Source organism: Pseudomonas sp. LBUM1670 (assembly GCF_059695695.1).
The window spans coordinates 298,000-312,997 of record NZ_CP166783.1; the positions used below are offsets into that span (position 1 = coordinate 298,000).

13 protein-coding genes and 1 tRNA gene are annotated in these 14,998 nt (G+C 57.6%); 9 read left to right on the forward strand and 5 right to left on the reverse strand.

Translation table 11 applies throughout. From position 1 onward, the window contains the following. Window positions 1-112: 112 nt before the first annotated feature. The 4 genes from ACA073_RS01435 (at window position 113) to ACA073_RS01450 (ending at window position 5,772) form a co-directional block, all read left to right on the forward strand. The gene (locus ACA073_RS01435; RefSeq protein WP_497401093.1) at window positions 113-3,025 is read left to right on the forward strand and encodes an aminotransferase; all 2,913 of its coding nucleotides are present in this window, start codon (window positions 113-115) and stop codon (window positions 3,023-3,025) included. A 299-nt stretch (window positions 3,026-3,324) separates the two neighbouring features. Beyond that, complete coding sequence (gene aguB / locus ACA073_RS01440) at window positions 3,325-4,203, forward strand: N-carbamoylputrescine amidase (protein WP_497401095.1); 879 nt, start codon at window positions 3,325-3,327, stop codon at window positions 4,201-4,203. Window positions 4,204-4,207: 4 nt separating this feature from the next. After that, window positions 4,208-5,314 carry an agmatine deiminase gene (aguA, locus tag ACA073_RS01445; RefSeq protein ID WP_497401097.1) on the forward strand — a complete coding sequence of 369 codons (1,107 nt, stop codon included), beginning with the start codon at window positions 4,208-4,210 and terminating at the stop codon, window positions 5,312-5,314. 245 nt (window positions 5,315-5,559) lie between these two features. After that, entirely contained in the window at window positions 5,560-5,772 is a 213-nt protein-coding gene (locus ACA073_RS01450; RefSeq protein WP_497401099.1) for a hypothetical protein, read from the forward strand. A gap of 229 nt (window positions 5,773-6,001) precedes the next feature. Here the strand turns inward: ACA073_RS01450 and ACA073_RS01455 are convergent, their stop codons facing one another. Further along, window positions 6,002-8,095 (reverse strand): TonB-dependent receptor, encoded by a 2,094-nt coding sequence (locus ACA073_RS01455; protein ID WP_497401101.1) that lies wholly within the window; start codon window positions 8,093-8,095, stop codon window positions 6,002-6,004. 675 nt (window positions 8,096-8,770) lie between these two features. On the opposite strand from ACA073_RS01455, the gene ACA073_RS01460 reads away from it, so the two are divergent. After that, window positions 8,771-9,118, forward strand: a complete 348-nt coding sequence (locus ACA073_RS01460; RefSeq protein ID WP_497401103.1) for a type II toxin-antitoxin system RelE/ParE family toxin — start codon at window positions 8,771-8,773, stop codon at window positions 9,116-9,118. Here ACA073_RS01460 and ACA073_RS01465 read toward each other — a convergent pair. Beyond that, the gene (locus ACA073_RS01465) at window positions 9,115-9,438 is read right to left on the reverse strand and encodes a helix-turn-helix domain-containing protein (RefSeq protein WP_497401105.1); all 324 of its coding nucleotides are present in this window, start codon (window positions 9,436-9,438) and stop codon (window positions 9,115-9,117) included. The two genes, ACA073_RS01460 and ACA073_RS01465, sit on opposite strands and share 4 nt — an antisense overlap. 221 nt (window positions 9,439-9,659) lie before the next feature. Between ACA073_RS01465 and ACA073_RS01470 the strand changes: the two genes are divergently transcribed. Genes ACA073_RS01470 through ACA073_RS01480 form a run of 3 tightly spaced genes read left to right on the forward strand, consistent with a single transcriptional unit; the run spans window position 9,660 to window position 11,288 of the window. Continuing rightward, window positions 9,660-9,881, forward strand: coding sequence for a tautomerase family protein (locus tag ACA073_RS01470; protein ID WP_497401107.1), 222 nt, complete (start codon window positions 9,660-9,662; stop codon window positions 9,879-9,881). Beyond that, window positions 9,878-10,534, forward strand: a complete 657-nt coding sequence (locus ACA073_RS01475; RefSeq protein ID WP_497401109.1) for a DsbA family oxidoreductase — start codon at window positions 9,878-9,880, stop codon at window positions 10,532-10,534. Before ACA073_RS01470 ends, ACA073_RS01475 begins: the two co-directional genes overlap by 4 nt. Before the next feature lie 43 nt (window positions 10,535-10,577). After that, entirely contained in the window at window positions 10,578-11,288 is a 711-nt protein-coding gene (locus tag ACA073_RS01480; protein WP_497401110.1) for an SDR family NAD(P)-dependent oxidoreductase, read from the forward strand. A gap of 256 nt (window positions 11,289-11,544) precedes the next feature. Here ACA073_RS01480 and ACA073_RS01485 read toward each other — a convergent pair whose 3' ends face one another. Further along, window positions 11,545-11,910 carry a DUF6124 family protein gene (locus ACA073_RS01485; protein WP_497401112.1) on the reverse strand — a complete coding sequence of 122 codons (366 nt, stop codon included), beginning with the start codon at window positions 11,908-11,910 and terminating at the stop codon, window positions 11,545-11,547. A 590-nt stretch (window positions 11,911-12,500) separates the two neighbouring features. Between ACA073_RS01485 and ACA073_RS01490 the strand changes: the two genes are divergently transcribed. Next, entirely contained in the window at window positions 12,501-13,142 is a 642-nt protein-coding gene (locus tag ACA073_RS01490; protein ID WP_497401114.1) for a BRCT domain-containing protein, read from the forward strand. Between the two features lie 180 nt (window positions 13,143-13,322). Here the strand turns inward: ACA073_RS01490 and ACA073_RS01495 are convergent. Both ACA073_RS01495 and ACA073_RS01500 read right to left on the reverse strand, forming a co-directional pair. Beyond that, a tRNA-Thr gene (locus tag ACA073_RS01495) sits at window positions 13,323-13,398 on the reverse strand. 119 nt (window positions 13,399-13,517) lie between these two features. Then, a complete protein-coding gene (locus tag ACA073_RS01500) occupies window positions 13,518-14,768 on the reverse strand; it encodes a nucleoside deaminase (protein ID WP_497401116.1) in 1,251 nt (416 codons plus the stop codon). Between the last annotated feature and the right edge of the window lie 230 nt (window positions 14,769-14,998).

Here is a 14,998-nt window from a genome sequence, read left to right on the forward strand (position 1 = left end):
TGGCGCAATAGAGTTGTGACGTCTATTTGGGTTTTGACCCATTAACAAGGGGTTGATTATCGACCGACGCGGTGGCGATATAAGCGCCTAATAACATTTTAGGGGTCGTTGTATGCCGCTCGCCACGTTGATTCATCGCGCCAGTTTGCCCAGCCCGCAAGTGTCTGCGGAGCAAGCGCTCGAGCTGCTCGAAGGGCATTACGGGCTGAGCGGTAAGCTGCAGGCGCTCGGCAGCCAGCAGGATCTCAACTACCGCGTTGACAGTAAGCATGGGCGTTTCGTCCTGAAAATCTGCCGTGGCGACTATTCGGCGCTGGAACTGCAAGCCCAGCATGCCGGGCTCAAGCATCTGGCCGAACACTCCGGCGTGCCGGTGCCGCGAGTGATTGCGGCGCAAAACGGCGCCGATCTACTGTCACTTGAAGTCGGCGGACAAGCGGTGCACGTGCGCCTGCTTGAATACATCGAGGGCCAGTCGCTCACACACCTGGACCATCTGCCCGGTTCAGTGGTGGCCGGTTTCGGCCGGCTCTGCGGTGAAATGGACCAGGCGCTGGCCGATTTCAACCATGCGGGTCTTGAACGCACCCTGCAATGGGACGCTCGCCATGCCAACGCTTTGATCACGCATTTGCTGCCGGTCATTAAAGAGGACGCGCAACGAGCGTTGATCGCGCAAGTGGCCGAACAGGCCGAGCGGCATTTGCAGCCGCTGGTAGACAAGTTGCCGGTGCAGGCCATCCACATGGACATCACCGATGACAACGTGGTCTGGCAGCGCGATTCGCAACGCCAGTGGCAACTGCAGGGCGTGATCGATTTCGGCGACCTGATCCGCACCTGGCGCATCACCGACCTCTCGGTCACCTGTGCGGCGCTGCTGCACCATGCCGCTGGCGATCCGTTCTATATCTTGCCGGCGGTTCAGGCCTATCACGCGGTCAATCCGTTGCAACATGAAGAGTTGCTGGCGCTGTGGCCGCTGATCGTCGCGCGGGCGGCGGTGCTGGTGCTCAGCGGCGAACAGCAGGTCAGCATTGATCCGGGTAACCACTACAGTCGCGACAACCTGACCCATGAGTGGGAGATTTTCCGCGTTGCCACCTCGGTGCCGCTGGCGTTGATGGAAGCGGCGATCCTCACCTCTGTCGGCCAGAACCTGTCAGATATCGGCAGCGAAGGCTTCGCGCCGCTGCTGCCGAGCCTCGTCGGACGTGAATTCGCCTTGATCGACCTGGGCGTACTCAGCCCGCATTTCGAGGCCGGTAACTGGGAGCAGGAAGGAATTGATCAGCGACTGTTGAGCGAAGCGGCTGCAGCACACGGGCTGGCGGCGAGCCGTTACGGACAATACCGGTTGTCCCGCACCCGCCCCGACAGTGCCGGCGAACCGGACACCTGCCCGCTGCATGTCGAGTTGCGGGTGCCCCACGGCACGGCGGTCGAATCGCCTTTCGCCGGTGTGGTCCACCAACCGGCGCCGGGTGTGTTGCAACTCGACGGCCCGCAATTGAGCGTGCGGCTGTGGGGCGTGACGCCGTCGCTGCACATCGGTGCGGCACTGGTCAAAGGCCAGGTTTTGGGCGCGGTCAGCGGTCCGTTGCGGGTGCAGTTGTGCCGAGGCGCTTCGTTCGATGCGCCGTTGTTTTGCACGCCGTCGCGTGCGGCGGCCTGGCAAGCGTTGTGTCCGTCACCGGCGGCGCTGCTGGGGCTGGCTTGCGATGCTGAAGCGGAGCTGGATTCGCAGACCTTGCTGGCGCGCCGCGACGCCAGTTTCGCCCGGACCCAGAAACACTATTACGTCGACCCGCCACGCATCGAGCGCGGCTGGCGCAATCACCTGATCGACATGCAGGGCCGTTCCTATCTCGACATGCTCAACAACGTCGCGGTGCTCGGTCACGGTCATCCGCGCATGGCCGCGGTGGCCAGCCGTCAGTGGTCGCTGCTCAACACCAACTCGCGGTTCAACTATGCGGCGGTCGCCGAGTTTTCCGAGCGGTTGCTGAAGTTGTCGCCGGATGGCATGGACCGGGTGTTCCTGGTCAACAGCGGCAGCGAGGCCAATGACCTGGCGATCCGTCTGGCGTGGGCCTTCAGCGGCGGCCGCGACATCGTCAGCGTGCTGGAGGCCTATCACGGCTGGACGGTGGGCGCGGACGCGGTCTCGACGTCGATTGCCGACAACCCCAAGGCCTTGAGCAGCCGCCCGGACTGGGTGCACCCGGTGACGGCACCGAACACCTATCGCGGTGAATTTCGTGGTCCGGACAGTGCGCCGAACTATGTGCGCAGCGTCGAACACAACCTGGCGAAAATCGCTGCGCAAGGACGCCAACTGGCCGGATTCATTTGCGAGCCGGTGTACGGCAATGCCGGCGGCATCTCGCTGCCACCGGGGTATTTGAAACAGGTTTACGGCTTGGTTCGTGCCCAGGGCGGCGTGTGCATCGCCGACGAAGTGCAGGTGGGCTACGGGCGCATGGGCCATTTCTTCTGGGGCTTCGAAGAGCAGGGCGTGGTGCCGGACATCATCACCATGGCCAAAGGCATGGGCAACGGCCAGCCGCTGGGCGCGGTGATCACCCGCCGGGAGATCGCCGAAGCGCTGGAGGCCGAAGGTTATTTCTTCTCGTCGGCGGGTGGCAGCCCGGTCAGTTGCCAGATCGGTATGGCCGTCCTGGATGTGATGGAAGAGGAAAAACTTTGGGAAAACGCCCAGGTCGTGGGCGGGTATTTCAAGGAGCGTCTGGAAGCGCTGATCGATAGTCATCCGCTGGTGGGCGCGGTGCACGGCTCCGGGTTTTATCTGGGCGTCGAATTGATCCGCAACCGCGAAACCCTGGAACCGGCGACTGAAGAAACCACGGCGCTGTGTGATCGCCTGCGGGAGTTGGGGGTCTTCATGCAGCCGACGGGGGATTATCTGAACGTCCTCAAAATCAAACCGCCGATGGTCACCTCGCGTCGGAGTGTGGATTTCTTTGTCGACATGCTGGCGAAGGTGCTCGCCGAGGGTCTGTAAACACATCCCCCTGTGGGAGCGGGCTTGCTCGCGAAAGCGGTCGAATATTCAACATGTATGTTGACTGACCCACCGCCTTCGCGAGCAAGCCCGCTCCCACAGGGAGGTGTGTTTAATTCGATTCTTATCGGGTTTAATGGCGGTTGTTTTCGACGAAAGGAAAATTAATCGCTTTTAAAGCCGATTTTTATCGGCTATAAAGTCGCCATTGCCGCGACGTGCCTCATCACGCCCGGCGCTTCCTTTTCTGTCATCGGTCGATGCCAAACTCGACCACAGCACTTGCCCGGAGATGATTCATGAGCCGTATCGTTACCGTCGCCGCCACCCAGATGGCCTGTTCCTGGGACCTCGAAGCCAACCTCGAAACCGCTGAAAGGCTGGTCCGTGAGGCTGCGGCCAAAGGCGCGCAGATCATCCTGGTCCAGGAACTGTTCGAGGCGCCGTACTTCTGCCAGAAGCCGAACCCGGATTACCTGCAACTGGCCACGACGGTTGAAGAGAACGTCGCCATCAAGCATTTCCAGAAAATCGCCAAGGAACTGCAAGTGGTGCTGCCGATCAGCTTCTACGAGTTGGCCGGCCGTGCGCGTTTCAACAGCATCGCGATCATCGATGCCGACGGCAGCAACCTCGGGATTTATCGTAAAAGCCACATCCCGGACGGCCCTGGCTACCACGAAAAGTACTACTTCAACCCGGGCGACACCGGCTTCAAAGTCTGGAACACCCGTTACGCGAAAATCGGCGTGGGCATCTGCTGGGATCAGTGGTTCCCGGAATGCGCGCGCAGCATGGCGTTGCTGGGTGCGGAAATTCTGTTCTACCCGACGGCCATCGGCAGCGAGCCGCACGACAAGACCATCTCGTCCCGTGACCACTGGCAGCGTGTGCAACAGGGCCATGCCGGCGCCAACCTGATGCCGCTAATCGCCAGCAACCGTATCGGCAACGAGGAGCAGGACGGGTACGACATCACCTTCTACGGCTCGTCGTTTATCGCTAACCAGTTCGGCGAGAAGGTCCAGGAACTCGATAAAAACGAAGAAGGCGTACTGGTTCACAGCTTCGACCTCGACGAGCTGGAGCACATTCGCAGCGCATGGGGCTCGTTCCGTGATCGTCGCCCGAACCTATACAATGCGATCAAAACCCTCGACGGTTCTCTGGAGTCCTGACCGCATGACCACTTTAAACAGCACCCCGCGCGCCGATGGCTTCTACATGCCCGCCGAGTGGGCGCCGCAAACCCAGACCTGGATGATCTGGCCCGAGCGTCCGGACAACTGGCGCCTGGGTGGCAAACCGGCGCAAGCCGCACACGTGGCGGTGGCCAAGGCCATCGCACGTTTCGAACCGGTGACGGTGGCCGTGTCCGCCGGTCAATACGAAAATGCTCGCGCCCGTCTCGATGTGCCGAGTATTCGTGTGGTCGAAATGTCCAGTGACGACGCCTGGGTACGCGACACGGGGCCGACGTTCGTCATCAATAACAGCGGCGAAGTTCGCGGTGTGAACTGGGATTTCAACTCGTGGGGCGGTTTTGACGGTGGACTTTATTCGCCGTGGAACCGTGATTCGCAGGTCGGCGGCAAGATCCTCGAGATCGAACGCAGCCAGCGTTATCGCACCGAGGGCTTCGTGCTCGAAGGCGGTTCGATCCACGTTGATGGCGAAGGCACGCTGATCACCACCGAAGAATGCCTGCTCAACCGCAATCGCAACCCGCACATGAACCGTGCAGAAATCGAAGCGGTGCTCAGCGCCCATCTGGCTGTGGATAAAATCATCTGGCTGCCGGACGGTCTGTTCAACGACGAAACCGACGGCCATGTGGATAACTTCTGCTGCTATGTACGTCCGGGTGAAGTATTGCTGGCCTGGACCGATGACCCGCAAGACCCGAACTATCCGCGCTGCCAGGCGGCGATGAAAGTGCTGGAAAGCAGCACTGACGCCAAAGGTCGCCCGATTATGGTGCACAAGATGCCGATTCCGGGGCCGCTGTATGCGACCGAAGAAGAGTGCGCCGGTGTGGACCCGGTAGACGGAACTCAGGAACGAAATCCGACTGTTCGTCTGGCCGGTTCCTACGTGAACTTCCTCATCGTTAACGGCGGCATCATCGCGCCGAGTTTCGACGACCCGCTGGATGGTCCGGCCAAAGAGATTTTGCAGAACCTGTTCCCGCAGCACGAAGTCGTCATGGTGCCGGGGCGCGAATTGTTACTGGGCGGCGGTAACATCCACTGTCTTACCCAACAGCAGCCAGCACCGCACACGGAGTGAGTGCCGTTGTAACAGCCTGAGTTGATTGGAAAATCAATCAGACAACGGTTTTCCCTCGACGCTTTGCAAGAAAGCCCGCAGCCCATCAGGACCGCGGGCTTTTTTGTATCCGCTGGTCGACCGCCCCGACACATTGGCACAGCTCTTGTATCTTTCCAGACGTGAAGCAGGGAGGGGAGAACTTCGATGTTCTGTCATAAACCTTGGATAAGTTAGCCGCTCAGAAACCAGGAGAGAGCGCGGAAATGAACGCGGAAATGAACGTAGTGAGCGAGCGGGCACTGCATCCCCTGGCAGTAAACAGCGAATCGCTCCAGATCCTGGCGCACTGGTTGAAGTCCAATGGAACGCGTCAGATCAGAGAGCCTGATCCGCGCCGGATAATGACCGAGCGCTACCCCGCTGGTTTATTCAGCGAAGCGGAGCTGGATGCGTTGTGGGATGTGATGGAAGGATAAAGAAAGAACAACAACGGATTGGTAAAAGCGCTGCCGGGAAGGCGGCGCTTTTTTTATGGGCGATGTTTTTGTGATCACCACAGATCAAATGTGGGAGCGGGCTTGCTCGCGAAAGCGGTCTGACAGTCGACAACAATGCTACCTGACACACCGCCTTCGCGAGCAAGCCCGCTCCCACAGTGCTTTGGTGTGAATACGATAGTTGTGGCTCACACCGGATCGGTGGTGTTTAGAAGCTATAGGTTCCGGTGACAACCAGGCTGCGCGGTTCACCCGGTTGAATCTGCGCCGCGCTGGTGGCCGACGAGTAATAGGTTTTATCGCTGATGTTGTTAAGCGCCGCGCGCAAGTCCCAGTCTTTCTGGCGCAAGCCGGCCAGCGCATCCCAACGGCCATAACCCGGTAGAACGGTGGTATTGAGGTTGTCCGCATAGCGGTCGCCCACCAGGGTCAGGCCGGTTTCGGCGTACCAGCCCATTTCCGGTTTCCAGGTCAGGAACAGGCTGCCGTTGTGCTTGGCCACGTTGCTGATGCGCTTGCCTTCAAAACCGTTGTTGTCCTTTTCGACGATTGCGTCCTGTACACCCACGCCACCACGCACGTACCAGTTGCCGGCAATCTTGCCGGTGCCGGTCAGCTCGATCCCGCGTGAGCGTTGCTTACCGGAAAGCAAGGTGATGGTCGGGTTGAGTGGGTCGCTGGTGCGACGGTTGTAGAGTTCCAGTTCGTAGATTGCCAGCGTGGTGCTCAGACGATCGTCGAGCCAGTCGCTCTTCACGCCGATTTCTTTCTGCTTGGTCAGCTCGGGACTAAGGTCGTTGGTATTGCCGGCTGCGCCCGGGGTGATGCCGATCAAACCGCCACCGACCGGCGAAAAGGTCTTGGTCCAGGAGGCGTAGAAGGAATGATCCTGCAGTGGCGTCCAGACCAGTCCTACACGCGGGCTGGTGCTGTGGCTGTCACGGTCTTCGGAAATATCGCGCAGCTTGTTGGTCGACTCGATGTCGAAGGTGTCGTAACGCAGACCCGCCAGCAATTGCCATTCATCGTTCAGGCGCAATTGATCCTGTACGTACACCGCACGGCTTTCGACTTCGGTGTGGTTGTCGCTGGACACCTGCATGCGCCCGGTGTGGCGCAAATCCCGATCCGGGTTGTACAGATCCAGCGACGGCACGGCCTGGCGCCCAGGCCCGGTAGTGGCTGCGGTGTAAAGCTTCGGATCCCGGCGCTGACTGCCGATTTCGACGCCGGTCAGGAGGCGATGCTCAAGGCCGAACGTATCGAAACCACCTTCCAGCTCGATGTTGTTGTAGACGTTGCGAGTGGTCAGATCCTGCTGCCAGTGCTGACGCGTCACGCGGTTGGTCGCCGGCGTGTAGCCGGTGAGGTAGGTGTTGTCGAAATCGCTGTTGAGCTTGAACACCCCCAGCGTCTGGCGCAGTTGCCAGTCTTCGTTGATGTCGTAGCTGAGTTTCGAGCGCAGGGATTGCGACTTGTCGTCGATGAAATCGTGATCGCTGCCGTAGGTCGTATCCCGTCCTACATCTGCCGGGCGTCCGTTGACACCGGGAATACCGCGATCCGGCGTACGATTGTAGCGGCTGTATTCGTACTGCACGAGCCAGTTCAGGTCGGGTGTCAGTTGCCAGCTCATCGACGGCGCAAACAACTGGCGATTGCCGCTGACGCCATCGCGAAAGCTGTTCTGGTCCATGTTGCCCATGTTCAGACGCAGGCTGATGTTCTCGCTGGGATCGGTGCTCAGGTCGGCGTAAAGGCTGCGCAAGTCGTCGCTGCCGCCCTGGGCTTCAATGGAAGAGCGGCGACCGAACTCCGGCAACTTGCTGACCCGGTTGACGATCCCGCCCTGACTGCCACGGCCGTACAACACCGCCGCCGGGCCCTTGAGGACGTCGATACGTTCAATGTTGTGCAGGTCGCGCACGTACTGACTGTCGTCACGAATACCGTCGAGGTAGAAGTCGTTGCTGGCGTCAAAGCCACGGATGCGCAGGCTGTCGAAGCGAGTGTCAGCGCCGCTGCTGACGTTGGGAATGCCGCTCAGGGCCGTACCCAGATCGTTGGTGCCGTAATCGACGACATTCGAGGTTTTTATCGAGTCGATGGCTTGTGGTACGTAGCGCACGGGTGTGGCCGTGCGGGTTGCGGTGCTGGTTTCTTTTACGCGTGGGTCGTCGGCTTCTGCCTCGGCGTTGATGGAGGTTGCCGGCAGGGTTGTAGGAGCGGCGTAGGAAAAACCGGCAGATAACAAGGCAGAGAGCCCAAGACTGAAAGGCGTAAGACGAAAGGGGGCAGGCATTTAAGGACGCGTCCGTAGGATTTTTGGGTTGTAGCATGAAGGGCGCGGATGATAATGCTTGCTATTTGCTTTCGTGAGCAATTCCTGAAAGGTTCTGTTGTTTGAGTGTTTCAATTTGTGTCTTTATTGTTACACAGCCGATTTAACGCCGAAGACGAACGCAGAGAAATCCAGCGAGTAAAACGTCAGAAGCAACGAAGTGCGTGTGTTTGTGGATTACCCGATCAACATTTTCTGATGGTGGGTTGCGATATCGAAGCCTGATTCAAGGCTGAGAATGAAGAAGCCCTGACTGGTTCGGGGCTTTTTTTCGTCTGCGAATTGGCGAGCGGGAGCGTGTAGGAGCCAGCTTGCTGGCGATTGCGCCCTCCAGACCGCTATCGCCAGCAAGCCAGGTTCCTACGAAAGGCGGTTTACGCGCTTTACTGACTGCGTGGAGCCATATCGCCAAAATTCAATTTTGGTAACACATGTTGCCAACGTGTCGTCCACGGCGACATGTTCCAAAGACGTGTCGCAAAAAGTGAAAAATTGCGACACGTCCCTAAACGGACTACATAAAAAAGAGCTGAGTCCTACTGCCGAAAAATCCCGCGATGACTACTAAACAGCGCCCCACCAATCGTCTACTGAGACGTTCGGAGGCATCGACTGTTTCAGGTAGGAATCGATCATTTGAAGAGATTTGCTTTTGTAAGTGAAGCTGCAACACGTGAGTACAGGGACCTGCCGGGATGGGTACAAGATGAGTTCGGAAAGGATCTGATGCGTGTGCAGTACAGCGGGAGTCCAGAGCTGGCAATAAAACAGCTGAGCTCGGTGGGAGCGGGCGTTATTGAGTTGATTATCAACGGAAGCCCTGCATACCGCTGTATCTATATCGCGAAGTATGCGGACACCATCTTCGTCCTTCATTCGTTTGTAAAAACGACAAATGGAACTGATCGTCACGCAATGGCGGTTGCGGAAGATCGGTTGAAGGAGCTCAAGAGGGAACTTCGAAAAATGGGGCTCAACGTCTAGCAGGCATTAGCTTGTGAAATGACGATCTGAGGTAACGCACCAGCATTGTTGGAAGCCAATGTAAACGTGGTGCGAAATCCGAGTTTATCGAGCATGTCCATCATCGCGTCGATCGTAAATTTCTCTATCTTGCCAGTGGCCAGTTCCGAAATGCGTGACTGGGTAACGTCCAGTCTGACCGCGGCTTCGCCCTGTTTGAGGCCCAGTTTTTTGATGCAATCAGTGATGAATATCGACAGTTCCATTTTCAGGGCCATTTTGCTCGCAACCTCCTCGTCGTGCGTGACGTGGAATGGGCTGTCGAAGAACTGAATTGCCATAATCCTGCTCCTTTTATGGGATATCTAAAATTTAAGATAAATTAAGGTTAGCTGATTGACCTTTTTTGATCCAAGCTTTTTTTGCCGGCACAGCAGAACAAATTACACCACGTAACTAATGATGTTCCCGCCCCCACCTTTATCCCCTCCAGCCAACCTCATACATTGAGCTCCAACACCTACCCATCATCCCGATGAGCAGGTCACTGGAGATCTTCCTCATGCCTTTCGTAAGCGTACGCATCACCCGCGATGGCGTTACCTCTGAGCAGAAAGCTCAGGTGATCGCTGAAATCACTGAAACCCTGCAACGCGTCCTCAACAAGGACCCGCACCTGACCCACATCGTGATCGAAGAAGTCGACACCGATAACTGGGGCTACGCCGGCATCACCACCACCCAGTACCGCAAGCAACTGGCGGAAGAGGAGGGCAAGTCGTGACGTCGTCGGTTTCCATCGATTTCATTTCCGACGTGGTGTGCCCTTGGTGTGCTTTGGGTGCCACGGCGCTGGAGCAGGCGATCGAGAACGTGGCGGGTGAAGTCTCGGTCGAGCTGACCTACAAGCCCTTCGAGTTGAACCCGAACATGCCGCCTGAAGGCGAGAAAGCCGTCGAGCACTTGATGCGCAAATACGGGCGCAGCGCCGAAGACGTCGCCGCCGGTAAAGCGATGCAGATCGCTCGCGGCGAGGCCATCGGTTTCACCTTCGATCTGGAAAAGCGCAGCCACTTTTACAACACGTTCGATGCGCACCGGTTGCTGTTGTGGGCGTTGCAAGAAGGGCGGCAGGTTGCATTGAAGAAGACCCTGCTACGCGGTTATTTCACTGACGGCCAGAACCCGAGCGATCGCGAGACGCTGGTTCGACTGGCGGCCGAAGCAGGGCTGGATGCGGCAGCGGCTCAAGAAGTGTTGGCGTCCGGAGCGTTTGCCGAGGAAGTGCGTGAGCTTGAGGCGTTTTACCAACAGCGCGGCATCAACTCTGTCCCGGCCATGATCCTCAACGGTCGTCACCTGGTGTCTGGTTCGCAGTCGGTCGAGTACTACGAACAGATGTTGAGACAAATGGCGAAGGCCCCCGCCGAAGCCTGATTCATTACTTTTTCAAACCATCATTTATTAGTCGAGGTTCATCATGAGCAATTCGAAAAAAGTCATCGTTATCACTGGCGCCTCCCAAGGTCTCGGCGCAGGCATGGTTAAAGCATTCCGTGATCTGGATTACAAAGTTGTCGCCACTTCGCGTTCGATCAAACCGTCTACCGACCCGGACATCCTCACCGTGGCCGGCGATATCGGTAACCCGGAGGTCGCTCAGCAAGTCATCCGTGAAGCGATCGCACGTTTCGGCCGTATCGACACCCTGGTCAACAACGCCGGTATCTTCGTTGCCAAACCGTTCACCGAGTACACCGCTGAAGACTACGCCAATGTGCTGTCGGTGAACCTGAACGGCTTCTTCTACATCACCCAACTCGCAATCACCGAGATGGAAAAACAAGGCAGCGGCCACGTGGTCAACATCACCACCAGCCTGGTCGATCACGCTATCGACGGCGTGCCATCGGTATTGGCCTCGCTGACCAAAGGTGGCCTGAACGCGGCGACCAAATCCCTGGCCATCGAATACGCCAAGCGTGGGATTCGAGTGAATGCGGTTTCACCTGGGATCATCAAGACGCCGATGCATGGTGAGGAAACCCACGCAGCGCTGGGCGCTCTGCACCCGGTTGGGCATATGGGCGAGATCAGCGACATTGCGCAGGCGGTTGTTTATCTGGATAGCGCGAACTTTGTAACCGGCGAAATCCTGCACGTTGATGGTGGGCAGAGTGCGGGTCACTAATACTGAGATTTACCAATCGCGAGTCTAGTCCTGAAATACGTTTACACCGCATTCCCCTTGTAGGAGCGAGCTTGCTCGCGAAAAACTCAAGGCCACCACGGGGCATCTGTTTTTAGGCTTTATCGTTCACGACCATCGCGAGCAAGCTCGCTCCTACAATGTTTTGCGGAAACAACAAAGCCCTCGTACGAGGGCTTTGTCTTGAATAGTCGAACATGAATCCGACGCCGTTCTGTGGTTCTGTTAGGTGCCGCGTTCACTCAATTGGGTCGAGGCGGTCCAGTGCACGGTTCACCGAGATTTCTATCGAGGACATGATCAGGTGAAAACCTAGCAGGGTGTTGCGACTTGTCCCCGTCTCTCGGTCTGCATGATCCATGATCATCACGCAGGCAGACGCCAGCGCCTCGCTTGAAAAACCCAGCAGTTCTTGAACATCGAGTTCAGGGTTGACGATGAACATTGTGGAAGGCGTGCGCGGGGTGGCTCGGATGTCGGCGAAGGAGGCCCGATACTCATCGTCGTCGCGTTGGATGGCTTCGTCGAGCGGTTCGGTTTTGGGGCTTTCGTGGGCGGAAGTGTTGTTGTCCGCATCCGGGGGTTTGGGAGTTACTTTAGGCATGAGATCGTTTCCCTATTGGGTGCCGACCCTTCCCGCCGCTAAGCAAGAAGGGTGGCAGCTGCACGCAGGTTAGCGGACCGGGGAACGTCTCAAAGCCGGTGCGCCCGAAGGCGCCCTGCGTACAGCCACCATCAAACCGCAGGCATGGAACCCCTGTGGGATGGACGCACGTGCGAGAAACGAACCGCGAGCCGCTAAGCCCGACCACTGATGAGCAGTGGCAGGTCAACGATAGAACCCGGGCAATAGCCGCACAAGTCGGCGGATTCTGGGGTAACTGTAGGTAATGCCGCAAGGTTTTGTAGCTTTCAGGAAGTGACGCGCAACGCCTTTAAACACATATCGCTAAACAAGCCATACATCCGACGTACACGTCTTTCAAGGGAGCATTTCCACTGAGCAACAAGGAAATTTACGACGATTTTCATGTGGCCGTCGGAGATTCAGCGCATTGCGTGCCTGCGAAGCCTACGGGTTAATTTTCCTGATAAAAAATGGGGTGTCAGCGCGCTGTACTGCTAGCTTTGAACACACATTTCCCCGCAAATGCTTCCGTATCGAGCCAATAACCACTCCAAGGAAAAACCGTAATGGATCTACACAGCGAGTTCGAGAACAGCAAATTCTTCCACCGCGCCCGTATCGATCGACGCGCCGCCGATGCCTTGGTGGGGCTGGCCGCTGGAATTACGGCGGATGGTGTTGTGAACATCACAGAAGCGGTTTTTCTCAAGCAATGGTTGGAGAGCAATCTCGCGCATCTAAACGATCCGGTGATCAATCTGCTGTATTCGCGTTTGGCGTGCATGCTTCAAGACGATGCTCTAGACAAGGATGAGTCCTTGGAGCTGCTTAACATTCTGCGTGGTTTTTCTGGAGTGGGCATTGAGAGACCGAATGTCTGCGGTGCTGTTGTCGTTGCTCCTACGGACCTTCCTTTCAATTCACCGGCCCCTGATTTGGTGTGGGATGGCCGGATGTTTGTGTTTACGGGTGTCATGGCCTTTGGGCCGCGCAAGGATTGTCAGGCGTTGGTCGAGGAGCGGGGTGGTTTGATTGGGGGTGGTGTGAGTAAGAAGGTGCATTATCTGGTGGTAGGCAGCGTGGGTAATGAACAGTGGCGGCACAGTACCTATGGAACGAAGATCATGAAGGCAGTGGAGCTGCGGGAGGCGGGGGCTTCGATTGCCATCGTGGGTGAGGATCATTGGCAAAGGATGCTGTTTGGTTGAGGTTGCTTCGTTCGTGGTGTTCTAAGAAAGGCAGCCCTTTGTCTTGGCCGGCAGACTGTCGGTGGGTTTGATGGCCTCATCGCGAGCAAGCTCGCTCCCACGGGATCCAGGGTGTGGACAAAAAGTGGACATTCCAGAAACAACAAAGCCCTCGTATTTCTACGAGGGCTTCGTTTTGTATGGTGCCGGCACCAGGAGTCGAACCCGGGACCTACTGATTACAAGTCAGTTGCTCTACCAACTGAGCTATACCGGCGTGTTAGGGCGACGATTATAGCGATTGGATAGCTTCTGTAAACCCCTGAATTCAGACTATTTTTACGCAGCCGTCAGACCAGCCCCGCAGACGCTTCTGCGGAGCTGGCCAGTGAAGCATTACACGCCGTTTTTAACCGCGTTGATCAAGTCCTGACTGAGCACCTGCGCAGGCGCCACTTGCACGCTCTGGGTGTAGAAAGGCGGCAGGTTCTGGGCCAGTGTCGACAAGGCTTGTGCGGTGGTATTGCCCGGCAGCAGCACGTATTGCAGGTTGGACGGATAGCTCTGCGGCACGGGGCCTTCCATGGTCGAACCGTAGGCGCCGAAGGTCATTACGGCCTGCGGCGTTGTTGGGTCCGGCGCGTAGAGGAAGACGAAGGTGCCGTACTTCGGATGTGTCAGGTATTGCTCGGCCTGGGCGCGAACCGCCGGGTCTGGGTCGTTCATCAGGGTCCAGCGCATGACGGCGTAGCTGCGTGTGGTTTCCATGAACGCTGTACGAATCGGCGACTCATTCTCGGCGCCGCCCAGGCAAACCAGCAAATTGCCGAACGGATCAATCAGCGCTACCGAGTTGAATACCGGAGTTTTCGGGTTGGGTTGTGCAGTTTTCAGCAGCGGTGAGGCAAGTTCAGCACCAGGGTCGCGCGGGTTCGCCGATTGCACCGTCAGCGCAAACGGGCTGAGCGCTGTCAGTGCCTGACGCACTTTGCTATTGGCCGGCAGGGTGGCCGGGTTTTGCAGTTGATCTGGCGGCAGGCCGCTGTTGTTACTGGCCTCGCGCACTGTGTTGACGCTCGCGGAAAAGATTGAGCTGCAAAGGAAGTACGCCGCCGAGTCGATCGTCTGGCCGCCAAACACCGGGCTGTTCGAGCCCTGATAGGCGCGGCTGACCGGCGCTGCAATGGCGTAATAACCCCACGTATCCTGCGCTTGCTGGCGGATTTTCGGCGGCAGCGACGGAAAGGTGAAGTGGCTGTTGTAGTTGATGCCTGCGTAGTCGTCGATCGCACTGACGGCGACGTTGAATCCTGCGGTCAGCAGCGAACCGGCGCACATGGCGCACGGGTCGAGCGTGGTGACGACGGTCAGTTGGCTGGGCGGTGGCAGGTTCAGTGGCGCGACGTTTTCGTAATACCAGTCCACCAGCTGTCGCTCGCCGTGGGCGGTCGGGTCATGGGGTAGAAACCAGGTCGTGCCACTGCCAGGGAAGGGCATCAGCACGTTGTTGTGCAATGCGGCGATGACCTCGCCCGTTGCGTTGTTGATGATGGCGCCGCCCACCGCGAAGGTTTGCTGCAACGCAGCGTAAATGGCTTCGTTGGCGACGGTATCGACGGCTTCCTGTGCACTGTTCAATGTGCTCATGTTTTCCCAGCTCCTTGCTGTCCCTGACGTCAGAGAATTCTGACGCTTGGCAAAGATAGTTGAGGATATCCAGGTCGTTTATGTTCTTTTGGCTTAATGCTTATGCACAACGGGGAGTCCGGCGCACACGGTTAAGTTCGAAAATTTGGATCCGTTCTCTCTTTCTCGCAAATGCCTGTTTTTCCGGTTTTTTATTCGAGTGTACGAAAATTGAACAGTTTAGTTTCAGC

What these genes read in the sequence shown, in the direction of transcription:
- ACA073_RS01470 (WP_497401107.1), top strand. Translation starts at nt 9,660, where the DNA reads ATGCCTTTCGTAAGCGTACGCATCACCCGCGATGGCGTTACCTCTGAG.
- ACA073_RS01455 (WP_497401101.1), bottom strand. Translation starts at nt 8,095, where the DNA reads ATGCCTGCCCCCTTTCGTCTTACGCCTTTCAGTCTTGGGCTCTCTGCC.
- aguB (WP_497401095.1), top strand. Translation starts at nt 3,325, where the DNA reads ATGAGCCGTATCGTTACCGTCGCCGCCACCCAGATGGCCTGTTCCTGG.
- ACA073_RS01450 (WP_497401099.1), top strand. Translation starts at nt 5,560, where the DNA reads ATGAACGCGGAAATGAACGTAGTGAGCGAGCGGGCACTGCATCCCCTG.
- ACA073_RS01465 (WP_497401105.1), bottom strand. Translation starts at nt 9,438, where the DNA reads ATGGCAATTCAGTTCTTCGACAGCCCATTCCACGTCACGCACGACGAG.
- aguA (WP_497401097.1), top strand. Translation starts at nt 4,208, where the DNA reads ATGACCACTTTAAACAGCACCCCGCGCGCCGATGGCTTCTACATGCCC.
- ACA073_RS01490 (WP_497401114.1), top strand. Translation starts at nt 12,501, where the DNA reads ATGGATCTACACAGCGAGTTCGAGAACAGCAAATTCTTCCACCGCGCC.
- ACA073_RS01480 (WP_497401110.1), top strand. Translation starts at nt 10,578, where the DNA reads ATGAGCAATTCGAAAAAAGTCATCGTTATCACTGGCGCCTCCCAAGGT.
- ACA073_RS01485 (WP_497401112.1), bottom strand. Translation starts at nt 11,910, where the DNA reads ATGCCTAAAGTAACTCCCAAACCCCCGGATGCGGACAACAACACTTCC.
- ACA073_RS01500 (WP_497401116.1), bottom strand. Translation starts at nt 14,768, where the DNA reads ATGAGCACATTGAACAGTGCACAGGAAGCCGTCGATACCGTCGCCAAC.
- ACA073_RS01435 (WP_497401093.1), top strand. Translation starts at nt 113, where the DNA reads ATGCCGCTCGCCACGTTGATTCATCGCGCCAGTTTGCCCAGCCCGCAA.